At 60.1% G+C, this 18,525-nt stretch carries 13 protein-coding genes; 8 read left to right on the top strand and 5 right to left on the bottom strand.

Annotated elements, in window-relative coordinates; all coding sequences use genetic code 11:
• The first annotated feature begins 16 nt into the window (after positions 1-16).
• From rplI to GPL81_RS03235, 6 genes are all read left to right on the top strand, one after another.
• The gene (rplI, locus tag GPL81_RS03260; protein WP_008058981.1) at positions 17-463 is read left to right on the top strand and encodes a 50S ribosomal protein L9; all 447 of its coding nucleotides are present in this window, start codon (positions 17-19) and stop codon (positions 461-463) included.
• Between the two features lie 134 nt (positions 464-597).
• Positions 598-1,995: a replicative DNA helicase gene (gene dnaB, locus GPL81_RS03255; protein ID WP_007982038.1), complete on the top strand. Its 1,398-nt coding sequence runs from the start codon at positions 598-600 to the stop codon at positions 1,993-1,995.
• Between the two features lie 213 nt (positions 1,996-2,208).
• A complete protein-coding gene (locus tag GPL81_RS03250; RefSeq protein WP_160105187.1) occupies positions 2,209-4,512 on the top strand; it encodes a YgiQ family radical SAM protein in 2,304 nt (767 codons plus the stop codon).
• 322 nt (positions 4,513-4,834) lie between these two features.
• On the top strand, positions 4,835-8,110 hold the full coding sequence (locus GPL81_RS03245) for a transglutaminase family protein (protein WP_160105186.1): 3,276 nt from the start codon (positions 4,835-4,837) through the stop codon (positions 8,108-8,110).
• An 88-nt stretch (positions 8,111-8,198) separates the two neighbouring features.
• Positions 8,199-10,685 carry a circularly permuted type 2 ATP-grasp protein gene (locus tag GPL81_RS03240; protein WP_160105185.1) on the top strand — a complete coding sequence of 829 codons (2,487 nt, stop codon included), beginning with the start codon at positions 8,199-8,201 and terminating at the stop codon, positions 10,683-10,685.
• Complete coding sequence (locus GPL81_RS03235) at positions 10,685-11,575, top strand: transglutaminase family protein (protein WP_160105184.1); 891 nt, start codon at positions 10,685-10,687, stop codon at positions 11,573-11,575. Before GPL81_RS03240 ends, GPL81_RS03235 begins: the two co-directional genes overlap by 1 nt.
• Before the next feature lie 235 nt (positions 11,576-11,810).
• Here the strand turns inward: GPL81_RS03235 and GPL81_RS03230 are convergent, their stop codons facing one another.
• Together GPL81_RS03230 and GPL81_RS03225 are read right to left on the bottom strand one after the other, a co-directional pair.
• On the bottom strand, positions 11,811-11,990 hold the full coding sequence (locus GPL81_RS03230; RefSeq protein WP_095192115.1) for a hypothetical protein: 180 nt from the start codon (positions 11,988-11,990) through the stop codon (positions 11,811-11,813).
• A 68-nt stretch (positions 11,991-12,058) separates the two neighbouring features.
• Positions 12,059-12,646 (bottom strand): cytokinin riboside 5'-monophosphate phosphoribohydrolase, encoded by a 588-nt coding sequence (locus GPL81_RS03225; protein ID WP_160105183.1) that lies wholly within the window; start codon positions 12,644-12,646, stop codon positions 12,059-12,061.
• 344 nt (positions 12,647-12,990) lie between these two features.
• On the opposite strand from GPL81_RS03225, the gene azu reads away from it, so the two are divergent.
• Entirely contained in the window at positions 12,991-13,437 is a 447-nt protein-coding gene (gene azu / locus GPL81_RS03220) for an azurin (protein ID WP_160105182.1), read from the top strand.
• 173 nt (positions 13,438-13,610) lie between these two features.
• On the opposite strand, the gene nadE is transcribed toward azu, so the two are convergent.
• The 3 genes from nadE to GPL81_RS03205 all read right to left on the bottom strand — a co-directional run bounded on the left by nadE (position 13,611) and on the right by GPL81_RS03205 (position 16,776).
• Complete coding sequence (nadE, locus tag GPL81_RS03215; RefSeq protein ID WP_160105181.1) at positions 13,611-14,438, bottom strand: ammonia-dependent NAD(+) synthetase; 828 nt, start codon at positions 14,436-14,438, stop codon at positions 13,611-13,613.
• 4 nt (positions 14,439-14,442) lie between these two features.
• The gene (gene pncB, locus GPL81_RS03210) at positions 14,443-15,666 is read right to left on the bottom strand and encodes a nicotinate phosphoribosyltransferase (protein ID WP_160105180.1); all 1,224 of its coding nucleotides are present in this window, start codon (positions 15,664-15,666) and stop codon (positions 14,443-14,445) included.
• A gap of 204 nt (positions 15,667-15,870) precedes the next feature.
• Entirely contained in the window at positions 15,871-16,776 is a 906-nt protein-coding gene (locus tag GPL81_RS03205) for a LysR family transcriptional regulator (protein WP_160105179.1), read from the bottom strand.
• 175 nt (positions 16,777-16,951) lie between these two features.
• Here GPL81_RS03205 and amaB point away from each other — a divergent pair, with 175 nt between their 5' ends.
• The gene (gene amaB / locus GPL81_RS03200) at positions 16,952-18,442 is read left to right on the top strand and encodes an L-piperidine-6-carboxylate dehydrogenase (protein ID WP_160105178.1); all 1,491 of its coding nucleotides are present in this window, start codon (positions 16,952-16,954) and stop codon (positions 18,440-18,442) included.
• The last annotated feature ends 83 nt before the right edge of the window (positions 18,443-18,525 follow it).

Here is an 18,525-nt window from a genome sequence, read left to right as displayed (position 1 = left end):
TTAAGAGGATTTTCACATGCAACTGATCCTTCTGGAAAAAGTCACCAACCTGGGCAACCTGGGTGACAAAGTGAACGTTAAGGCTGGTTACGGTCGTAACTACCTGCTGCCTTACGGCAAAGCTACCGCCGCGACCCCAGCCAACCTGGCTGCGTTCGAAGAGCGTCGCGCTGAGCTGGAAAAAGCTGCAGCAGACCGTAAATCGTCGGCTGAAAGCCGTGCCGCCCAACTGGCTGAGCTGGAAGTGACCATCACTGCCACCGCTGGTGACGAAGGCAAGCTGTTCGGTTCGATCGGCACCCACGACATCGCTGATGCACTGACCGCCTCTGGCGTTGAAGTGGCAAAAAGCGAAGTTCGTCTGCCGAACGGCACTATCCGCAACGTAGGTGAATTCGACGTAGCCGTGCACCTGCACGCTGAAGTTGAAGCCACCGTACGCGTTGTCGTGGTAGCAGCTTAAGCAGTACTTGTCGGCTGGCACCCTCGGGTGCTTGCCGGTAACATCGGGCACGATCCTGTTTACAGGTCGTGCCCTTTGTCTTTCTGGTAACGCCCGTTTTTCAACCCCTGCTTTTACTAAAAAACCAAGTGGCCATGAACGAAATCTCCGCTCCCGAGCAATACGATCTGCAAACCGCCGCGCTGAAGGTGCCGCCGCATTCCATCGAAGCCGAACAGGCTGTGCTCGGTGGTCTGATGCTGGACAACAACGCCTGGGAACGCGTGCTCGATCAAGTATCCGACGGCGATTTCTATCGACATGACCACCGCCTGATTTTCCGTGCGATCGCCAAGCTGGCCGATCAAAACATGCCGATCGACGTCGTGACCCTGTCCGAGCAACTGGACAAGGAAGGTCAGACCTCGCAAGTCGGTGGCCTCGGTTATCTCGGCGAGCTGGCGAAAAACACGCCGTCCGTCGCCAACATCAAGGCCTATGCGCAGATCGTTCGCGAGCGGGCGACCCTGCGCCAGTTGATCGGCATCAGCACCGAGATTGCCGACAGTGCCTTCAACCCCGAGGGTCGTACGGCTGCCGAAATTCTCGATGAAGCCGAACGCCAGATCTTCCAGATCGCCGAGGCTCGGCCAAAAACCGGCGGCCCGGTGGGTGTGAATGACCTGCTGACCAAAGCCATCGACCGTATCGATACCCTGTTCAATACCGACAACGCCATCACCGGCCTGTCCACCGGCTACACCGACCTCGACGAGAAGACCAGCGGCCTGCAACCGGCCGACCTGATCATCGTCGCCGGCCGTCCGTCCATGGGCAAGACCACTTTTGCGATGAACCTGGTGGAAAACGCCGTGTTGCGCAGTGAGAAAGCTGTCCTGGTTTACTCCCTCGAGATGCCAGGCGAATCGCTGATCATGCGTATGTTGTCGTCCCTGGGGCGCATCGACCAGACCAAGGTCCGTTCCGGTCAGCTGGAAGACGACGACTGGCCACGCCTGACCTCGGCGGTCAACCTGCTCAACGACCGCAAGCTGTTCATCGACGATACCGCCGGCATCAGCCCGTCGGAAATGCGCGCCCGGACCCGGCGTCTGGTGCGTGAGCATGGCGACGTCGGCCTGATCATGATCGACTACCTGCAACTGATGCAGATTCCGGGTTCCAGCGGTGACAACCGGACCAACGAGATTTCCGAGATCTCCCGGTCCCTGAAAGCCCTGGCCAAGGAATTCAACTGCCCGGTGGTGGCACTGTCCCAGCTCAACCGTTCCCTGGAGCAGCGGCCGAACAAACGCCCGGTGAACTCCGACTTGCGGGAATCCGGAGCGATCGAGCAGGACGCCGACGTGATCATGTTCGTCTACCGCGACGAGGTGTATCACCCGGAAACCGAGCACAAAGGCATTGCCGAGATCATCATCGGCAAGCAGCGGAACGGACCGATCGGCTTTATCCGGTTGGCCTTCATCGGTAAATACACCCGATTCGAGAACCTGGCGCCGGGAAGCTACAACTTCGACGACGACGAATAAGTTGTTTAGCGCCTGTGAGGGCCTCATCGCGAGCAAGCTTTGCTCCCACAGGTCGCTCGCAAGCCTCTGTGGGAGCAAAGCTTGCTCGCGATGAACGATAACGCGGTATAGCAGATGCTCCCCAATTTCCGACCACAGCCGTCGGAATTGGTCAAAATTTGTGCTATATTCCGCGCCCGCGAAATTCAATGAAAGCCAACACCGGTTATCGACATGCAAGCAGCCAAGCCGTTATTTGACTATCCCAAGTACTGGGCCGAATGTTTCGGGCCAGCGCCATTCCTGCCAATGAGCAGGGAGGAGATGGATCAGCTCGGCTGGGATTCCTGCGACATCATCATCGTCACCGGTGATGCCTACGTCGATCACCCGTCGTTCGGCATGGCAATCATCGGCCGGCTGCTGGAGTCCCAGGGCTTCCGCGTCGGGATCATTGCCCAGCCGAACTGGCAGTCCAAAGACGATTTCATGAAGCTCGGCGAGCCGAACCTGTTCTTCGGCGTCGCGGCTGGCAACATGGATTCGATGATCAACCGCTACACCGCCGACAAGAAAATCCGTTCCGATGACGCCTACACCCCCGGGGGCCTGGCGGGCAAGCGTCCGGACCGCGCAAGCCTGGTCTACAGCCAGCGCTGCAAGGAAGCCTACAAGCACGTGCCGATCGTACTTGGCGGTATCGAAGCGTCCCTGCGCCGCATCGCCCACTACGATTACTGGCAGGACCGGGTTCGTAATTCGATCCTGATCGACGCCAGCGCCGACATTCTGCTCTACGGCAACGCCGAGCGTGCGATTGTCGAAGTCGCCCAGCGCCTGTCCTACGGTCACAAGATCGAAGACATCACCGATGTGCGCGGCACCGCGTTCATTCGCCGCGACACGCCCAAAGACTGGTACGAAGTCGATTCCACGCGCATCGACCGTCCGGGCAAGATCGACAAGATCATCAACCCGTACGTGAATACCCAGGACACTCAAGCCTGCGCCATCGAGCAGGAAAAGGGTCCGGTCGAAGATCCGCAAGAAGCCAAGGTCGTGCAGATTCTTGCCAGTCCGAAGATGACCCGCGACAAGACCGTGATCCGTCTGCCATCGGTTGAAAAAGTCCGTGGTGACGCCGTTCTGTATGCCCACGCCAACCGCGTGTTGCACCTGGAAACCAACCCGGGCAACGCCCGTGCGCTGGTGCAGAAACATGGTGAAGTGGACGTCTGGTTCAACCCGCCACCGATTCCGATGACCACTGAAGAAATGGACTACGTGTTCGGCATGCCTTATCAGCGCATTCCGCACCCGGCGTACGGCAAGGAGAAAATCCCGGCCTACGAGATGATCCGTTTCTCGGTGAACATCATGCGTGGCTGCTTCGGTGGCTGCACCTTCTGCTCGATCACCGAGCACGAAGGTCGCATCATCCAGAACCGTTCCGAAGAGTCGATTATTCGCGAGATCGAAGAGATTCGCGACAAGGTCCCGGGGTTTACCGGCGTCATTTCCGACCTCGGCGGCCCGACTGCGAACATGTACCGCATCGCCTGCAAGAGCCCGGAGATCGAATCCGCGTGCCGCAAGCCGTCCTGCGTGTTCCCTGGCATCTGTCCGAACCTGAACACCGACCACTCGTCGTTGATCCAGTTGTATCGCAGCGCCCGTGCTTTGCCGGGTGTGAAGAAGATCCTGATCGCTTCCGGCCTGCGCTACGACCTTGCAGTCGAGTCGCCGGAGTACGTCAAGGAACTGGTGACCCACCACGTCGGTGGCTACCTGAAGATCGCCCCGGAACACACCGAGGAAGGTCCGCTCAACCAGATGATGAAACCGGGCATCGGCAGCTATGACAAGTTCAAGCGCATGTTCGAGAAGTACTCGAAGGAAGCCGGGAAAGAGCAGTACCTGATTCCGTACTTCATCGCCGCCCACCCGGGCACCACCGACGAAGACATGATGAACCTGGCCCTGTGGCTCAAGGGCAACGGTTTCCGTGCCGACCAGGTGCAGGCGTTCTACCCGTCGCCGATGGCCACCGCCACCGCGATGTACCACTCGGGCAAGAACCCGCTGCGCAAGGTCACCTACAAGAGTGACGCGGTGACCATCGTCAAGAGCGAAGAGCAGCGTCGTCTGCACAAGGCGTTCTTGCGCTATCACGACCCGAAAGGCTGGCCGATGCTGCGTGAGGCACTGACCCGCATGGGCCGCGCCGACCTGATCGGGCCGGGCAAGAACCAGTTGATTCCGCTGCACCAGCCGTCCACCGACAGCTACCAGAGTGCCCGTCGCAAGAACTCGACGCCGGCCGGCAGCCACAAGGTGGCAGGGGAAAAGACCACCAAGATCCTGACCCAGCACACTGGCCTGCCGCCGCGTGCCAGCGATGGCGGTAATCCGTGGGACAAGCGTGAACAGGCCAAGGCTGCGGCGTTCGCCCGCAATCAGCAGGCGGCCAAGGAGCGCAAGGATGCGGCCAAGGGCAAGGGCCCCAAGCCCGCGCGCAAGCCGGTCGTACCGCGCTAAGCCTCGCTTGAGCTGAACAGAACGCCAACCTTCGGGTTGGCGTTTTGCGTTGAGGAGTTGGAGAAAGATTCATTGTAGGAGCTGGCTTGCCAGCGAAGGCGTCCTCATTGCCGCCAAAAGCTTCGCTGGCAAGCCAGCTCCTACAGGGCGTGCGGTTTGCGTGCGGTCGCCACATTTACGTGCAATCGAATCAAACCATTTTCCTGCATCGCCCGATTTTGGTGCTGTACTGCCTCCAGTAACCGGAGAAAGCGCCAGCACCGCTGGATGGCATAAGTCTTGCGCGCTTTCGAATACGCTTAAGGCTCGCAGGAGGCACGCCGTGTCGATTCATGTCGCATTGCACCATGTCACGCATTACCGCTATGACCGCGCCGTCGAACTCGGTCCGCAGATCGTTCGCCTGCGCCCGGCCGCCCACAGCCGCACGCGGATACTGTCCTATGCGTTGAAAGTCTCGCCCGAGCAGCATTTCATCAACTGGCAACAAGACCCGCAGGGCAATTACCTGGCGCGGTTGGTGTTCCCGGAGAAAACCGATGAGTTGCGAATCGAAGTCGATCTGCTGGCAGAAATGGCGATCTTCAATCCCTTCGACTTTTTCCTCGAACCCTACGCAGAAAAAATCCCGTTCGACTACGCTGCGGACGAGCGCAAGGAGTTGGCGCCGTATCTGGAAACCTTGCCCATGACGCCGAAATTCAAGGCCTATCTGGACAACATTGGCCGTACGCCTCTGCCCGCCGTGGATTTCCTCGTCGCCCTCAACCAGCGCCTGAGCGAAGACGTCGACTACCTGATTCGCATGGAGCCGGGTGTGCAATCCCCCGAATACACGCTCGAACAGGCCTCTGGCTCGTGCCGCGATTCTGCGTGGCTGCTGGTGCAACTCCTGCGCAACCTCGGACTGGCCGCGCGCTTCGTCTCGGGCTACCTGATCCAGTTGACCGCCGATGTGAAAAGCCTCGATGGTCCATCGGGCACTGAAGTGGACTTTACCGACCTGCACGCCTGGTGCGAGGTGTACTTGCCCGGCGCGGGCTGGATTGGCCTGGATGCGACCTCCGGGCTGTTCGCGGGTGAAGGGCATATTCCGCTGGCCTGTAGTCCAGATCCGTCTTCTGCGGCACCGATCAGCGGCCTGGTGGAACCGTGCGAGTGCGAATTCAGCCATGAAATGTCGGTGGAGCGGATTTGGGAGGCGCCACGGGTCACAAAGCCCTACACCGACGAGCAGTGGCTGGCGATTCAGGCCTTGGGGCGGCAGATCGATGCCGACCTGCTGGAAGGTGACGTTCGCTTGACCATGGGCGGTGAGCCGACCTTCGTCTCCATTGATGACCCGGACGGCGCCGAGTGGAATACGGCGGCACTGGGACCGAACAAGCGTCGGCTGTCCGCCGAATTGTTCCAGCGCATGCGTAAACGCTACGCGCCTCAGGGGTTGGTGCATTTCGGCCAGGGCAAGTGGTACCCCGGTGAGCAATTGCCGCGCTGGTCGCTGAACTGCTACTGGCGCCGCGACGGTGTGCCGATCTGGCATAACAGCGCACTGATCGCCGATGAGCGGCAGGACTACGGCGCCGATGGCGAGCTGGCCGGGCGCTTCCTGGCGAGTGTGGCTGAACGCCTGAAAATTCCGACACGCTTTGTATTTCCGGCCTACGAAGACAATTTCTATTACCTCTGGCGCGAAGGCACTTTACCGCTGAACGTCAGCGCTGAAGACTCACGTCTCGAAGAACCGCTGGAGCGCGCGCGGTTGCGCAAAGTCTTCAGCCAGGGCCTGGACAAAATCATCGGTCAGGTATTGCCGCTGGCGCGCACCGCCAAGGGCGATCAGTGGCAAAGCGGGCGCTGGTATCTGCGCGACGAACATTGCCGGCTGGTGCCGGGGGATTCGCCGTTGGGCTATCGCCTGCCCCTCGGTTCGCAGCCTTGGGTGAAAGCGGCAGAGTATCCGTTCATTCATTCGCAGGACCCGAATCAGGCGTTCCCGCCATTGCCTGACACTGTGCGGTTGAACAGCCATGGAGAGCCTGCCGAGGCGCAAGAACGCACGCCGAAAATCGACGACTCCGCCGACTGGCTGACGCGTACGGCGTTCTGCGCCGAGGCGCGGGAAGGCCGGTTGTACCTGTTCATGCCACCGCTGGAGCGGGTCGAGGATTACCTGGAACTGGTGGCCGCCATTGAAGCCACCGCCGAGGAGCTGCATTGCCCGGTACTGCTGGAAGGCTATGAACCGCCGAGCGATCCGCGCTTGAGCAACTTGCGCATCACCCCTGATCCTGGCGTGATCGAGGTTAACGTGCAGCCGTCCGCGACTTGGGATGAATTGGTCGAGCGCACTGAATTTCTCTACGAAGAAGCACGACAGACTCGCCTCACCACTGAGAAATTCATGATCGATGGCCGGCACACCGGCACCGGAGGCGGTAACCATTTCGTCCTGGGTGGCGTGACACCGGCTGACTCACCTTTTCTGCGCCGCCCGGATTTGCTGCGCAGCCTGATCAGCTACTGGCATAACCACCCGTCACTGTCCTACCTGTTTTCCGGATTGTTCATCGGCCCGACATCGCAAGCGCCTCGCGTCGATGAGGCGCGCAACGATGCTTTATACGAGCTGGAAATCGCCTTTGCGCAGATGCCGGAACCGGGCGAGGAGTGCGCGCCGTGGTTGGTTGACCGACTGTTGCGTAACCTGCTGATCGATGTCACTGGCAACACGCACCGTGCGGAATTCTGCATCGACAAACTGTATTCACCAGACGGCGCGACGGGGCGACTCGGTTTGCTGGAGTTGCGTGCTTTTGAAATGCCACCCCATGCGCGCATGAGCCTGGCCCAGCAATTGTTGCTGCGAGCGTTAGTCGCACGGTTCTGGCGCGAACCTTACGCACCGCCAAAACTGACGCGCTGGGGCACCGAGTTGCATGACCGGTTCTTGTTACCTCACTTTATCGAGCAGGATTTCGCCGACGTCATCGTCGACCTCAATGCAGCCGGTTATCCGCTACGGGCCGAATGGTTTGCGGCGCATCTGGAGTTCCGCTTTCCCAAGGTCGGCGACTACGCCGTCAGTGGCATCGCCCTTGAGTTGCGCCAGGCACTCGAACCGTGGCATGTGCTGGGCGAGGAGGGCGCGGTCGGTGGCACGGTGCGTTATGTGGATTCATCCCTGGAACGCCTGCAGGTCAAACTCACCGGCCTGCCGCCCCAGCGTTATGTGCTGACCTGCAACGGCATCCCGGTGCCATTGCAGCCTACCGGGCGTGTAGGTGAATTCGTCGCAGGCGTGCGATTCCGCGCCTGGCAACCGGCGAACTGTCTGCAACCGACCATCCCGGTGCATGCACCACTGGTGTTCGATCTGCTCGACACCTGGATGGGGCGGTCGCTGGGCGGTTGCCAGTATCACGTCGCGCACCCGGGCGGGCGCAACTACGAGACCTTGCCGGTCAATGCCAATGAAGCCGAGAGCCGGCGCATGGCGCGTTTCTTCCGCATCGGACACACGCCAGGGAAACTTCCCATACCGACTCTGGAAATCAATGACGAGCTGCCGATGACGCTCGATTTACGACGTTTCTAAACCGTACGCGACGCCCGGGTTTTTCGTCTATCCGGGCGTCATGAGCCTGCGTTAGTCTGACCGTTCCATGCTGTCTGCCGAGCTTTCCATGCCTGACTTGCTAGACCGCTACCCGCTGACAGCGGGCACCTATCACGAACTGCTCGACGACAGCGGGGCGGTACGTCCGCACTGGCGCCGATTGTTCGACCAATTGCAGCGCAGCACACCAGCGCAACTGGCGCAGCGTCAGGCACTGCTCACCCGGCAGATCCAGGAAAACGGCGTCACCTATAACGTTTACGCGGATCCCAAGGGCGCCGATCGGCCATGGGAACTGGACCTGCTGCCCCATGTGATTGCCGCTGACGAGTGGCAACAGTTGTCGGCCGGCATCGCCCAGCGCGCCCGATTGCTCAATGCCGTTCTGGCCGACCTGTACGGGCCGCAACGCCTGATTGCCGAAGGTTTGCTGCCGGCCGAACTGGTGTTCGGCCACAACAACTTCCTCTGGCCCTGCCAGGGCATCAAACCGCCTGACGGCGCCTTTCTACATCTGTATGCCGTGGATCTGGCGCGCACTCCCGATGGCCGTTGGTGGGTCACGGCGGACCGGACTCAAGCGCCGTCCGGTGCAGGCTATGCGCTGGAAAACCGCACCATCGTTTCCCGGGCGTTCCCCGAGTTGTACCGCGATCTGAAAGTGCAGCATCTGGCCGGTTTCTTCCGCACGCTTCAGGAAACCCTGGCCCGCCAGGCACCCAGCGATGAAGAGGTGCCATTGGTTGTGTTGTTGACGCCGGGGCGGTTCAACGAGAGTTATTTCGAACACCTGTACCTCGCTCGCCAACTCGGTTATCCGCTGGTCGAAGGCGGCGACCTGACAGTGCGCGATGCCACGGTTTACCTGAAAACCCTGAGTGGCCTGCGCCGGGTGCACGCGATCATGCGCCGTCTCGACGACGATTTCTGTGACCCACTGGAACTGCGTACCGATTCGGCATTGGGCGTACCGGGCTTGCTTGAAGCTGTGCGACAAGGGCGGGTCCTGGTGGCCAATGCCCTCGGCAGTGGCGTGCTCGAATCGCCAGGCTTGCTGGGTTTCCTGCCGAAGATCAGTCAGTTCCTGTTCGGTGAAGACCTGATTCTGCCGTCCATCGCCACCTGGTGGTGCGGCGAAGCTCCGGTACTCGCGCAGGCGTTGGAGAAACTGCCGGAGTTGCTGATCAAACCGGCGTTCCCGTCCCAGAGTTTTACCCCGGTCTTTGGCCGTGACTTGAGTGAAAAACAGCGCCAAGAGCTTGTCGAGCGCATGCAGGCACGGCCTTACGCCTATGTTGCGCAAGAATTGGCGCAGTTATCCCAGGCGCCAGTCTGGCAGGCCGATGGTGGTCAGTTACAACCCCGGGCCATTGGCCTGCGCATGTATGCGGTGGCCAGCCGCGATGGTTATCGGATATTGCCCGGCGGATTGACCCGGGTGGCCGCCGAGGCCGATGCCGAAGTGGTGTCGATGCAGCGTGGCGGTGCGAGCAAGGACACCTGGGTACTGGGCGATCGCCCGCCCAGCGGCGAACAATGGAAAACCCAGCGCAATATCGGCGTGCATGATCTGGTGCGACGCGATCCCTATCTACCGTCGCGGGTGGTGGAAAACCTGTTCTGGTTCGGTCGTTACTGCGAGCGTTGCGATGACAGTGCGCGATTGTTGCGCATCATGCTGGCGCGATACGTGGACGGCGATGACCCGCAGGCCCTGCAGGCAGCCGTCGATCTTGGCGAACGGCTGATGCTGTTGCCCGATGAAGGTGAGCTGCCGGAGCGTTTGCTGGCGGCGATACTCGGCGATGATTGGCCGTTCAGCCTGCGTTCCAACCTGCAGCGGTTGCAGTGGGCGGCTTCGCAGGTGCGCGGCAAGCTCTCGCGGGAAAACTGGCAGGCGCTGGTGGAGTTGCAGCGCGAAGCCATGGAGCTGGAAACCGATGAACCGGACTTCGGCGAGCTGCTGGATTTTCTCAACCGGCTGGTGATGTCCCTGGCGGCGTTGTCCGGTTTTGCCCTCGACGACATGACCCGGGACGAAGGCTGGCGCTTCCTGATGATTGGTCGGCGGATCGAGCGCCTGCAATTTCTCAGTGGCAGCCTGGCGGCGTTTCTGCGTGGCGCCGGAGCGTTCGATCAGGCTGGTCTCGAATGGCTGCTGGAGCTGGGCAACAGCAGCATCACCTACCGTTCGCGTTATCTGGCAGTGGCACAGTTGATCCCGGTGCTCGACCTGTTGCTGCTCGACGAGCAGAACCCTCACGCCGTGTTGTTTCAGTTGAAACTGGTGCACCGTACCCTCAAGCGCCTGAACGACGACTTTGCTGCCCCGCGAGAAGCGGGGCTGGCGCAATGGGTGGAGCGACTGGCGCGTTTCGATCTGGGTTGTCTGGAGAACCCGCTGTTCGGCGAGGCCAGCGTACGCGCGGCGCTCGAAGGGCTGGCCGACCTATTGCAAGAAATCGCCGATGCCAGCGGGCACGTGTCCGATCGCCTGGCCTTACGTCATTTTGCCCATGTCGATGATGTCAGCCAGCGCACGGTGTCCGTCTGATGAATGCCCGATACCAGATTTTCCACGACACCCATTATCACTACGACAGCCCTGTATCCCTGGCCCAGCAGCTGGCGCACCTGTGGCCACGGGTCTGCGGTTGGCAACGTTGTACCGAGCAGCAGTTGCAGATCAGTCCGGACCCGACGTCGCGCCGTGATGAACTGGATGTCTTCGGTAACCCGCAGACCCGGTTGGCGTTCGAGCGCCCTCATGATGAATTGCTGGTCAACGCCAGCCTCACGATCGAAGTGCTGCCCCGGCCTGCGCTGGATTTCAATCTGTCGCCAGCCTGGGAAGAAACCCGCAACGCGCTGACTTACAGCAGCCAGCCACTTTCGCCTGAGTTGCTCGAAGCTTGCCGTTATCGGTTTCAATCGCCCTACGTGCACTTGAAGCGCAATTTCGTCGAATTTTCAGACAGCTGCTTTCCGGCAGGCCGTCCGCTGCTGCGGGGTGTGCAGGCGCTGATGGAGAAAATCTTCAGCGAATTCACCTTCGACGCCGAAGCGACCCAGGTGGCAACGCCGTTGGTGGAAGTGCTGGAGCGTCGGCGCGGGGTCTGTCAGGACTTCGCCCACTTGATGCTTGCTTGCGTGCGATCCCGGGGCCTGGCCGCCCGCTACATCAGCGGCTATTTGCTGACCCAGCCACCACCCGGTCAGTCACGCCTGATTGGCGCCGATGCTTCCCATGCCTGGGTGTCGGTGTATTGCCCGGTGCTGGGTTGGGTAGATTTCGATCCGACCAACAATGTGCAGCCGGCACTGGAGCACATTACCTTGGCCTGGGGGCGGGATTTTTCTGATGTGTCGCCGCTGCGCGGGGTGATTCTGGGGGGTGGCAATCATGACCCGGAAGTTCGCGTCACCGTCATGCCACTGGATTAACACCGATCCCCTGTAGGAGCGAGCCTGCTCGCGATGGTCGTCAACGATTACGCTGGTAGCCTGGCACCCCGTGGCGCTCTCCGGTTCATCGCGAGCAGGCTCGCTCCTACAGGGGAGATGTGCAATGTATTGGAATGGGGTATTTCAGATCGACCTGTGAGGGCCGGCAGCAAGGCTGCCAACCCTGGACACAGATCCGGTGGGCCTGAAATTGAATCATCCGGCCCGGAGGGTCTCAGGCGTCGGGCGCCTGGTCTTTCGGTGCTTCAACATCATCTTCTGTCGCGACGTCACCGTCCGGGTTCAGCGTCGCGTCTTCAGCCATCGCTTTCTTGCGCTGAAGCTTTTCCTCTTTCTTCTGCTCCTTGGCCAAGTCACGCTGACGTTTGGCGAAGGAATAATTGGGTTTAGCCATGGGCGATCCTCTGGGGTCGAAGGTGAGGTTGAGCGGCGCGTATTCTGCCCTGTATCGGTGCCGAGTCGTTAGTCGGGTTTTTGCTCGACCCACTTTGGCGGTACGGTCGGTTGCCAGCTATCGAGGGCGTCGAGCAGCGTCTGTGGCGATTCGCTCAATTGCAGCATGTCACGGTGTGCCCCGCGAACGAAGCCTTCGCCGACGATGTGATCGAGAAAACCGGTGAGTTTGCTGTAGAAACCGTTCACTTCCAGCAATCCCAGCGGCTTGCCGTGGTAGCCCAATTGGCCCCAGGTCCAGACTTCGAACAGTTCTTCCAGCGTGCCCAAGCCGCCGGGCAGGGCGATGAAGGCATCGCTGAGTTCGGCCATCCGCGCCTTGCGTGCATGCATGCCGTCGACCACTTCCAGGCGAGTCAGGCCGCTGTGGCCGATTTCCTTGTCCTTGAGGCTTTGCGGGATGATGCCGATCACTTCACCGCCGGCCGCCAGGGCGGCGTCGGCCACGATGCCCATCAGGCCCACGGCACCGCCGCCATAGACCAGCGTCAGCTTGCGCTCGGCCAATGCCCGGCCGAGGGCCACGGCTGCTTCACGATAAGCCGGGTGGGTGCCGGTGCTGGCACCACAAAATACACATACGGATGCTAAAGACATGCCTTCCTCCATGGTCGATCAGGACCACAGAGTAAAGGCAGGCGCGCAGCGCTCCAAGGGCTAAACTTCCCGCTTGGACGTTTCGTACGTACCACTGGCGCCGCAGGCATAGGCGGCAAGCAAGCTGCACAACAGGCTATTGAGGGACATGTCAGACGCTCCATTGAGTAATGATGGATCGATCATAGGCCCGGGCCAGACGCTTGGCTGGTAGATTGTTTCGATCAGTGTCATAGCCCAAAAGTTGTATACAATTTTTGATTCAAGTCATATGAACTTGCGAAGTTTTCAGGCAGTCTTCTGTTCATTCGCATTTTTCACTAACCCTGCCTTGGAGATTCACCATGTTTGCCAAACTTGTTGCGGTATCCCTGTTGACGCTGGCCAGCAGCCAATTGATGGCTGCGGAGTGCAAAGTCACCGTTGACTCCACAGACCAAATGTCCTTCAACACCAAGGCCATTGAAATCGACAAGAGCTGCAAGACGTTCACCGTCGAACTGACCCACTCAGGCAGCCTGCCGAAAAACGTCATGGGCCATAATTGGGTGCTGAGCAAAGAAGCCGACATGCAGCCAATCGCCACCGACGGCCTGAGTGCCGGTATCGACAAGAACTACCTGAAAGAAGGCGATGCCCGCATCATCGCGCACACCAAGGTCATCGGCGCCAATGAAACCGACTCGGTGACCTTCGACGTGTCGAAGCTCGATGCCAATGAAAAATACGGTTTCTTCTGCTCGTTCCCGGGCCACATCTCGATGATGAAAGGCACTGTGACCCTGAAGTAAGCAGGCTCACCGCGTTATCGTTCTTCGCGAGCAGGCTCGCTCCCACAGGTTTAGCGCCGTCAATGTGGGAGCGAGCCTGCTCGCGAAGGGGCCATCAGCATCAATGAATGCAATGGTCAAAGAAAAGCCCGCTGAGAATCACTCCTCAGCGGGCTTTTTCATTCGCTCACGCCTCAAGGCGTAAACGGCATCACACGCTTGTGATGGGTCTTGTTGTACGTGTTGCAAATGATCTTGAACGCTTCCTCTCGCACCGGGTTGCCGTGCAGGAAGGCGTCGATCTCGGCGTAGGTGACACCGTGGGACGCTTCGTCCGGTTTGCCGGGAGACAGGTCTTCAAGGTCGGCGGTCGGGACTTTTTCCACCAGCGATTCCGGCGCGCCGAAACTGCGGGCAATGGCGCGGACCTGGTTTTTCACCAGGCCGCTGAGCGGTGCCAGGTCGCAAGCGCCATCACCGAACTTGGTGAAGAAACCCATGACGGCTTCCGCTGCGTGGTCGGTGCCAATCACCAGTCCGTGCGCTGCACCGGCGATGGTGTACTGGGCGACCATGCGCATCCGCGCCTTGGTGTTGCCGAGCACAAAATCCACCGAGACTGCGTGCTTGCCTTCGAACGCCGCCACTTCGTTGGCCAGCGACTTGACCGCCGGACCGATATTCACCGTGTGACGTTCGTCCGGCTTGATGAAGTCCACCGACGCCTGGGCATCGTGTTCATCGAACTGGGTCTCGTACGGCAGGCGCACGGCGATGAATTTGTAGTTGCCGTCACCCGTGCGCTCACGCAGTTCACGCATGGCGCGCTGGGCCAGCAGGCCGGCGGTCAGGGAATCGACACCACCGCTGATGCCCAGCACCAGGGTCTTGAGCCCGGAATTGACCAGGCAGTCCTGGATGAAGGTAATCCGCCGGGCGACTTCTGCCTCAAGGGCGGCCTCGTCGGCGAACGGCGGTTGGACCTTGAGCTGCTCAGCAATCTCACGCTGTACGGCTTGCATGAATTCACTCCTTGCCAGGTTGGCTTGATGGGGCAGGTACTTGGAAAACGTGTCGCAAATAGGCGACGAAATTCGGGTCTTTGCAGTGAGTCTTGCCAGGCTCGTCGGAGATCTTCGCCACCGGCGCGCCGTTGCAGGCGGTCATTTTAAGCACGATGCTCATCGGTTCGACACCCGGAATGTCACAGGTCAGGTTGGTGCCGATACCGAAACTCACATTGATCCGACCACGCAGCGCCCGGAATATTTCCAGGGATTTGGGCAGGGTCAGGCTGTCGGAGAAGGTCAGCGTCTTGCTCATCGGGTCGATGCCGAGCTGGTGATAGTGCGCGATGGCTTTTTCCGCCCAGACCACCGGATCGCCCGAGTCGTGGCGCAATCCGTCAAAAAGCTTGGCGAAAAACAGATCGAAATCGCCGAGGAAGGCATCCATTGTGATGCAATCGGTCAGGGCGATCCCCAGCAAGCCGCGATATTCGCGGACCCAGCAGTCGAGGGCGGCGATCTGGCTGTCGATCAGCCGTGGGCCGAGCTGCTGATGAGCCATGATCCATTCGTGGGCCATGGTGCCCAGCGGTTTCATGTCCAGTTCCCGGGACAGGTGCACGTTGCTGGTGCCGACGAAACGCCCAGGGAAATCGTGCTTGAGCACGTTCACCACTTCTTCCTGCACGCGGTACGAGAAACGACGGCGGGTACCAAAATCGGCGACTTGCAACTCTGACAGTTCGTCGGCCGAGGCGTTGGCCGTCAGCCAGTCAAACTTGCGATACAGCTGTTCGCGGGCCTGTTCCAGGACGATTTCCCGGTAGCGATAGCGGTTACGCACTTCGCTGACGATCGCCAGTATCGGCACTTCGAACAGGATCACGTGCAACCAGGGGCCCCGCAGGCGGATAAACAATTCACCGTTTTCGATGCCGGTGTGGATGTAGCGCAGGTTGAAGCGGAACAACCCGAGAAAACGCAGGAAGTCCGGCTTCAGGAAGCTGATGCGCTCCAGAAAACTCAACTGGTCCGCGCTCAGGCTCAACTCCGCCAGGCGCTCGATCTGGAAACGGATCTCCGCCAAGTACGGACGCAGATCCTCGCTGTTGCGGCAACGAAACTCCCATTCGACTTCCACGTTCGGGTAGTTGTGCAGCACCGCCTGCATCATCGTCAGTTTGTAGAAGTCGGTGTCGAGCAGGTTCTGCACGATGCGATCGGCAAACACACTCTCGCTCATAACGGGAATCTCCAGGCATTGCGCGGTATCTATCAATGGCGCTAGTGGCGCATATCAGGGACAGGGATTACCAGCATTTTTTAGACGACATCGGGCCTCTGTAGGAGCTGGCTTGCCAGCGAAAGCGTCAGGCCAGTCAACCTGGATGTTGAATGTGCTGGCCTATTCGCTGGCAAGCCAGCTCCTACGGAGCGAAGGTACCCATCAGGTCGCTGCAGGGCTGTCGACCTGCTCCAGCATCCACTTCACAAAGTCCCGCACTTTTGGCACTTCCGCCGAATGCTCCGGGTACGCCAGGTAATACGCATCGGTGCTGGGCATTGCATGCTGCCAGGGAATGATCAGCTTGCCGTCCGCCAATTCCTCTTCCACCAGAAACCGTGGCAGTAACGCCACGCCGCAGCCGACTTGCGCGGCGCGGATGCACATATAGAAGGTTTCGAAGCGCGGTCCGTGGTAGCTGTGCTCAGTGTGATAGCCCTGGTTGTCGAACCAGTCATGCCAAGCCTGGGGACGGGAGGCGTTTTGCAACAGGACCAGGTCGGTGAGTTGCGTTGGGTCGGTGAAGGGCTCGGCGGGCAGGCTGCCGGGGGCGCACACCGGTACCAGCTCCTCACCGAACAGCTTCAGGCATTCCGTGCCGGGACGTGAGCCCTGGCCGAAATAGAACGCCAGGTCGCTGCGACCTTGCAGCAGATCATCGGCTTCCTGCTCGCTGCACAGGTCCAGATGAATCGACGGATGGCGCAGCCGCCAGCCTTTCAGGCGTGGTACCAGCCAGCGCGCACCGAAAGTCGGGGGTGTGGAGACGCGCAGGACTTCTGTTTCACCGCCGTAGGAGCGCAGGTAATGGGTCGACATCTCGACCTGCGTGAGGATTTTTCGTACCTCGACCAGGTATAAATCGCCCGCGGGTGTCATTTGCAGGCGTCGGCGTACCCGGCGAAACAACAGATGCTGTAACAGCTCTTCGAGTTGCGCGACCTGTTTGCTGACAGCACTCTGGGTCAGGTTCAACTCTTCGGCGGCCCGGGTGAAGCTCAGATGCCGGGTCACGGCTTCGAAACACTGCAAGGCAGCGATCGATGGCAAATAGCGTTTGTTCAGCATGGGCGGTCCTTTGTTCTTGTCTCTTTATTGCCAGCAATGCACAGCATGAATAAACGGAATGATATCTCTCTTAAAGGTCGTTTGTTGAGTAACCTCCGGGGCGCTAAAACTACAGGTCTGATCAGCCGTGATCGCGCGGCTGCACACGTACCGTTTTTTGCTTGAGGAGTGACCCATGGTTGCCGCATTGCTTGATCGTCTTGGTGTGAACCCGGCCCTGTACCAGAACGGCAAAGTGCCGGTGCATTCGCCCATCGACGGCAGTCGCATCGCCGCCGTGAACTGGGAAGGTGCCGCTGAAGTCGAGCAGCACATCAGTCGCGCAGATCATGCGTTCGAACTGTGGCGCAAGGTTCCGGCACCACGCCGTGGCGAACTGGTGCGTCAACTGGGCGACATCTTGCGTGAATACAAGGCCGATCTCGGCGAGTTGGTGTCTTGGGAAGCCGGCAAGATCACCCAGGAAGGCCTGGGTGAAGTTCAGGAAATGATCGACATCTGCGACTTCGCCGTCGGCCTGTCCCGTCAGTTGTACGGTTTGACCATCGCCTCTGAGCGTCCTGGCCACCACATGCGTGAAACCTGGCACCCGCTGGGCGTCGTCGGCGTGATCAGCGCTTTCAACTTCCCTGTGGCGGTCTGGGCCTGGAACGCCACGCTGGCGCTGGTCTGCGGCAACCCGGTGATCTGGAAGCCGTCGGAAAAAACCCCGCTGACCGCACTGGCCTGCCAGGCACTGTTCGACCGCGTGCTGAAAAATTTCAGCGATGCGCCTGCGCACCTCAGCCAGGTGATCATCGGCGGCCGCGACGCTGGCGAAGCGTTGGTCGATGACCCGCGTGTCGCACTGGTCAGCGCCACCGGCAGCACCCGCATGGGCCGCGAAGTGGCGCCGAAAATCGCTGCACGCTTCGCCCGCAGCATCCTGGAACTGGGCGGTAACAACGCGATGATCCTCGGCCCAAGCGCCGACCTGGACATGGCTGTTCGCGCCATCCTGTTCAGCGCCGTCGGCACCGCCGGTCAACGTTGCACCACATTGCGTCGCCTGATTGCCCACGAATCGGTCAAGGAAGAGATCGTCACCCGCCTGAAAGCTGCTTACTCCAAGGTGCGCATCGGCCATCCGCTGGAAGGCAACCTGGTCGGCCCGCTGATCGACAAACAAAGCTTCGACAACATGCAGGATGCGCTGGAGCAGGCGTTGAGCGAAGGCGGCCGGGTGTTTGGCGGTGAGCGTCAGCTGGAAGATAAATTTCCGAATGCCTATTACGTCTCGCCTGCCATCGTCGAAATGCCGGAGCAGAGCGATGTGGTCTGCCACGAGACCTTTGCGCCGATCCTCTACGTGGTGGGTTACAGCGATTTCAACGAAGCGCTGCGCTTGAACAACGCTGTGCCACAAGGCTTGTCGTCCTGCATCTTCACCACCGATGTGCGTGAGGCCGAGCAGTTCATGTCGGCTGTGGGTAGCGATTGCGGCATCGCCAACGTCAATATCGGCCCAAGCGGTGCCGAAATCGGTGGCGCGTTCGGTGGCGAAAAGGAAACCGGCGGCGGTCGCGAGTCCGGCTCCGACGCATGGCGCGGTTACATGCGCCGTCAGACCAATACCGTGAACTACTCGCTGGAATTGCCATTGGCCCAGGGTATTACGTTTGACTGATGGGCCCTTTCGCTGGCAAGCCAGCTCCTACAAAGTTATGTGCCTCGACACAGACCCTGTAGGAGCTGGCTTGCCAGCGAAGC

Origin of the sequence: Pseudomonas izuensis (assembly GCF_009861505.1) — a bacterium.
GTDB lineage: Bacteria > Pseudomonadota > Gammaproteobacteria > Pseudomonadales > Pseudomonadaceae > Aquipseudomonas > Aquipseudomonas izuensis.
The sequence above is the reverse complement of the archived record's forward strand: the minus strand, read 5'-3'. Positions and strand labels throughout refer to the sequence as shown.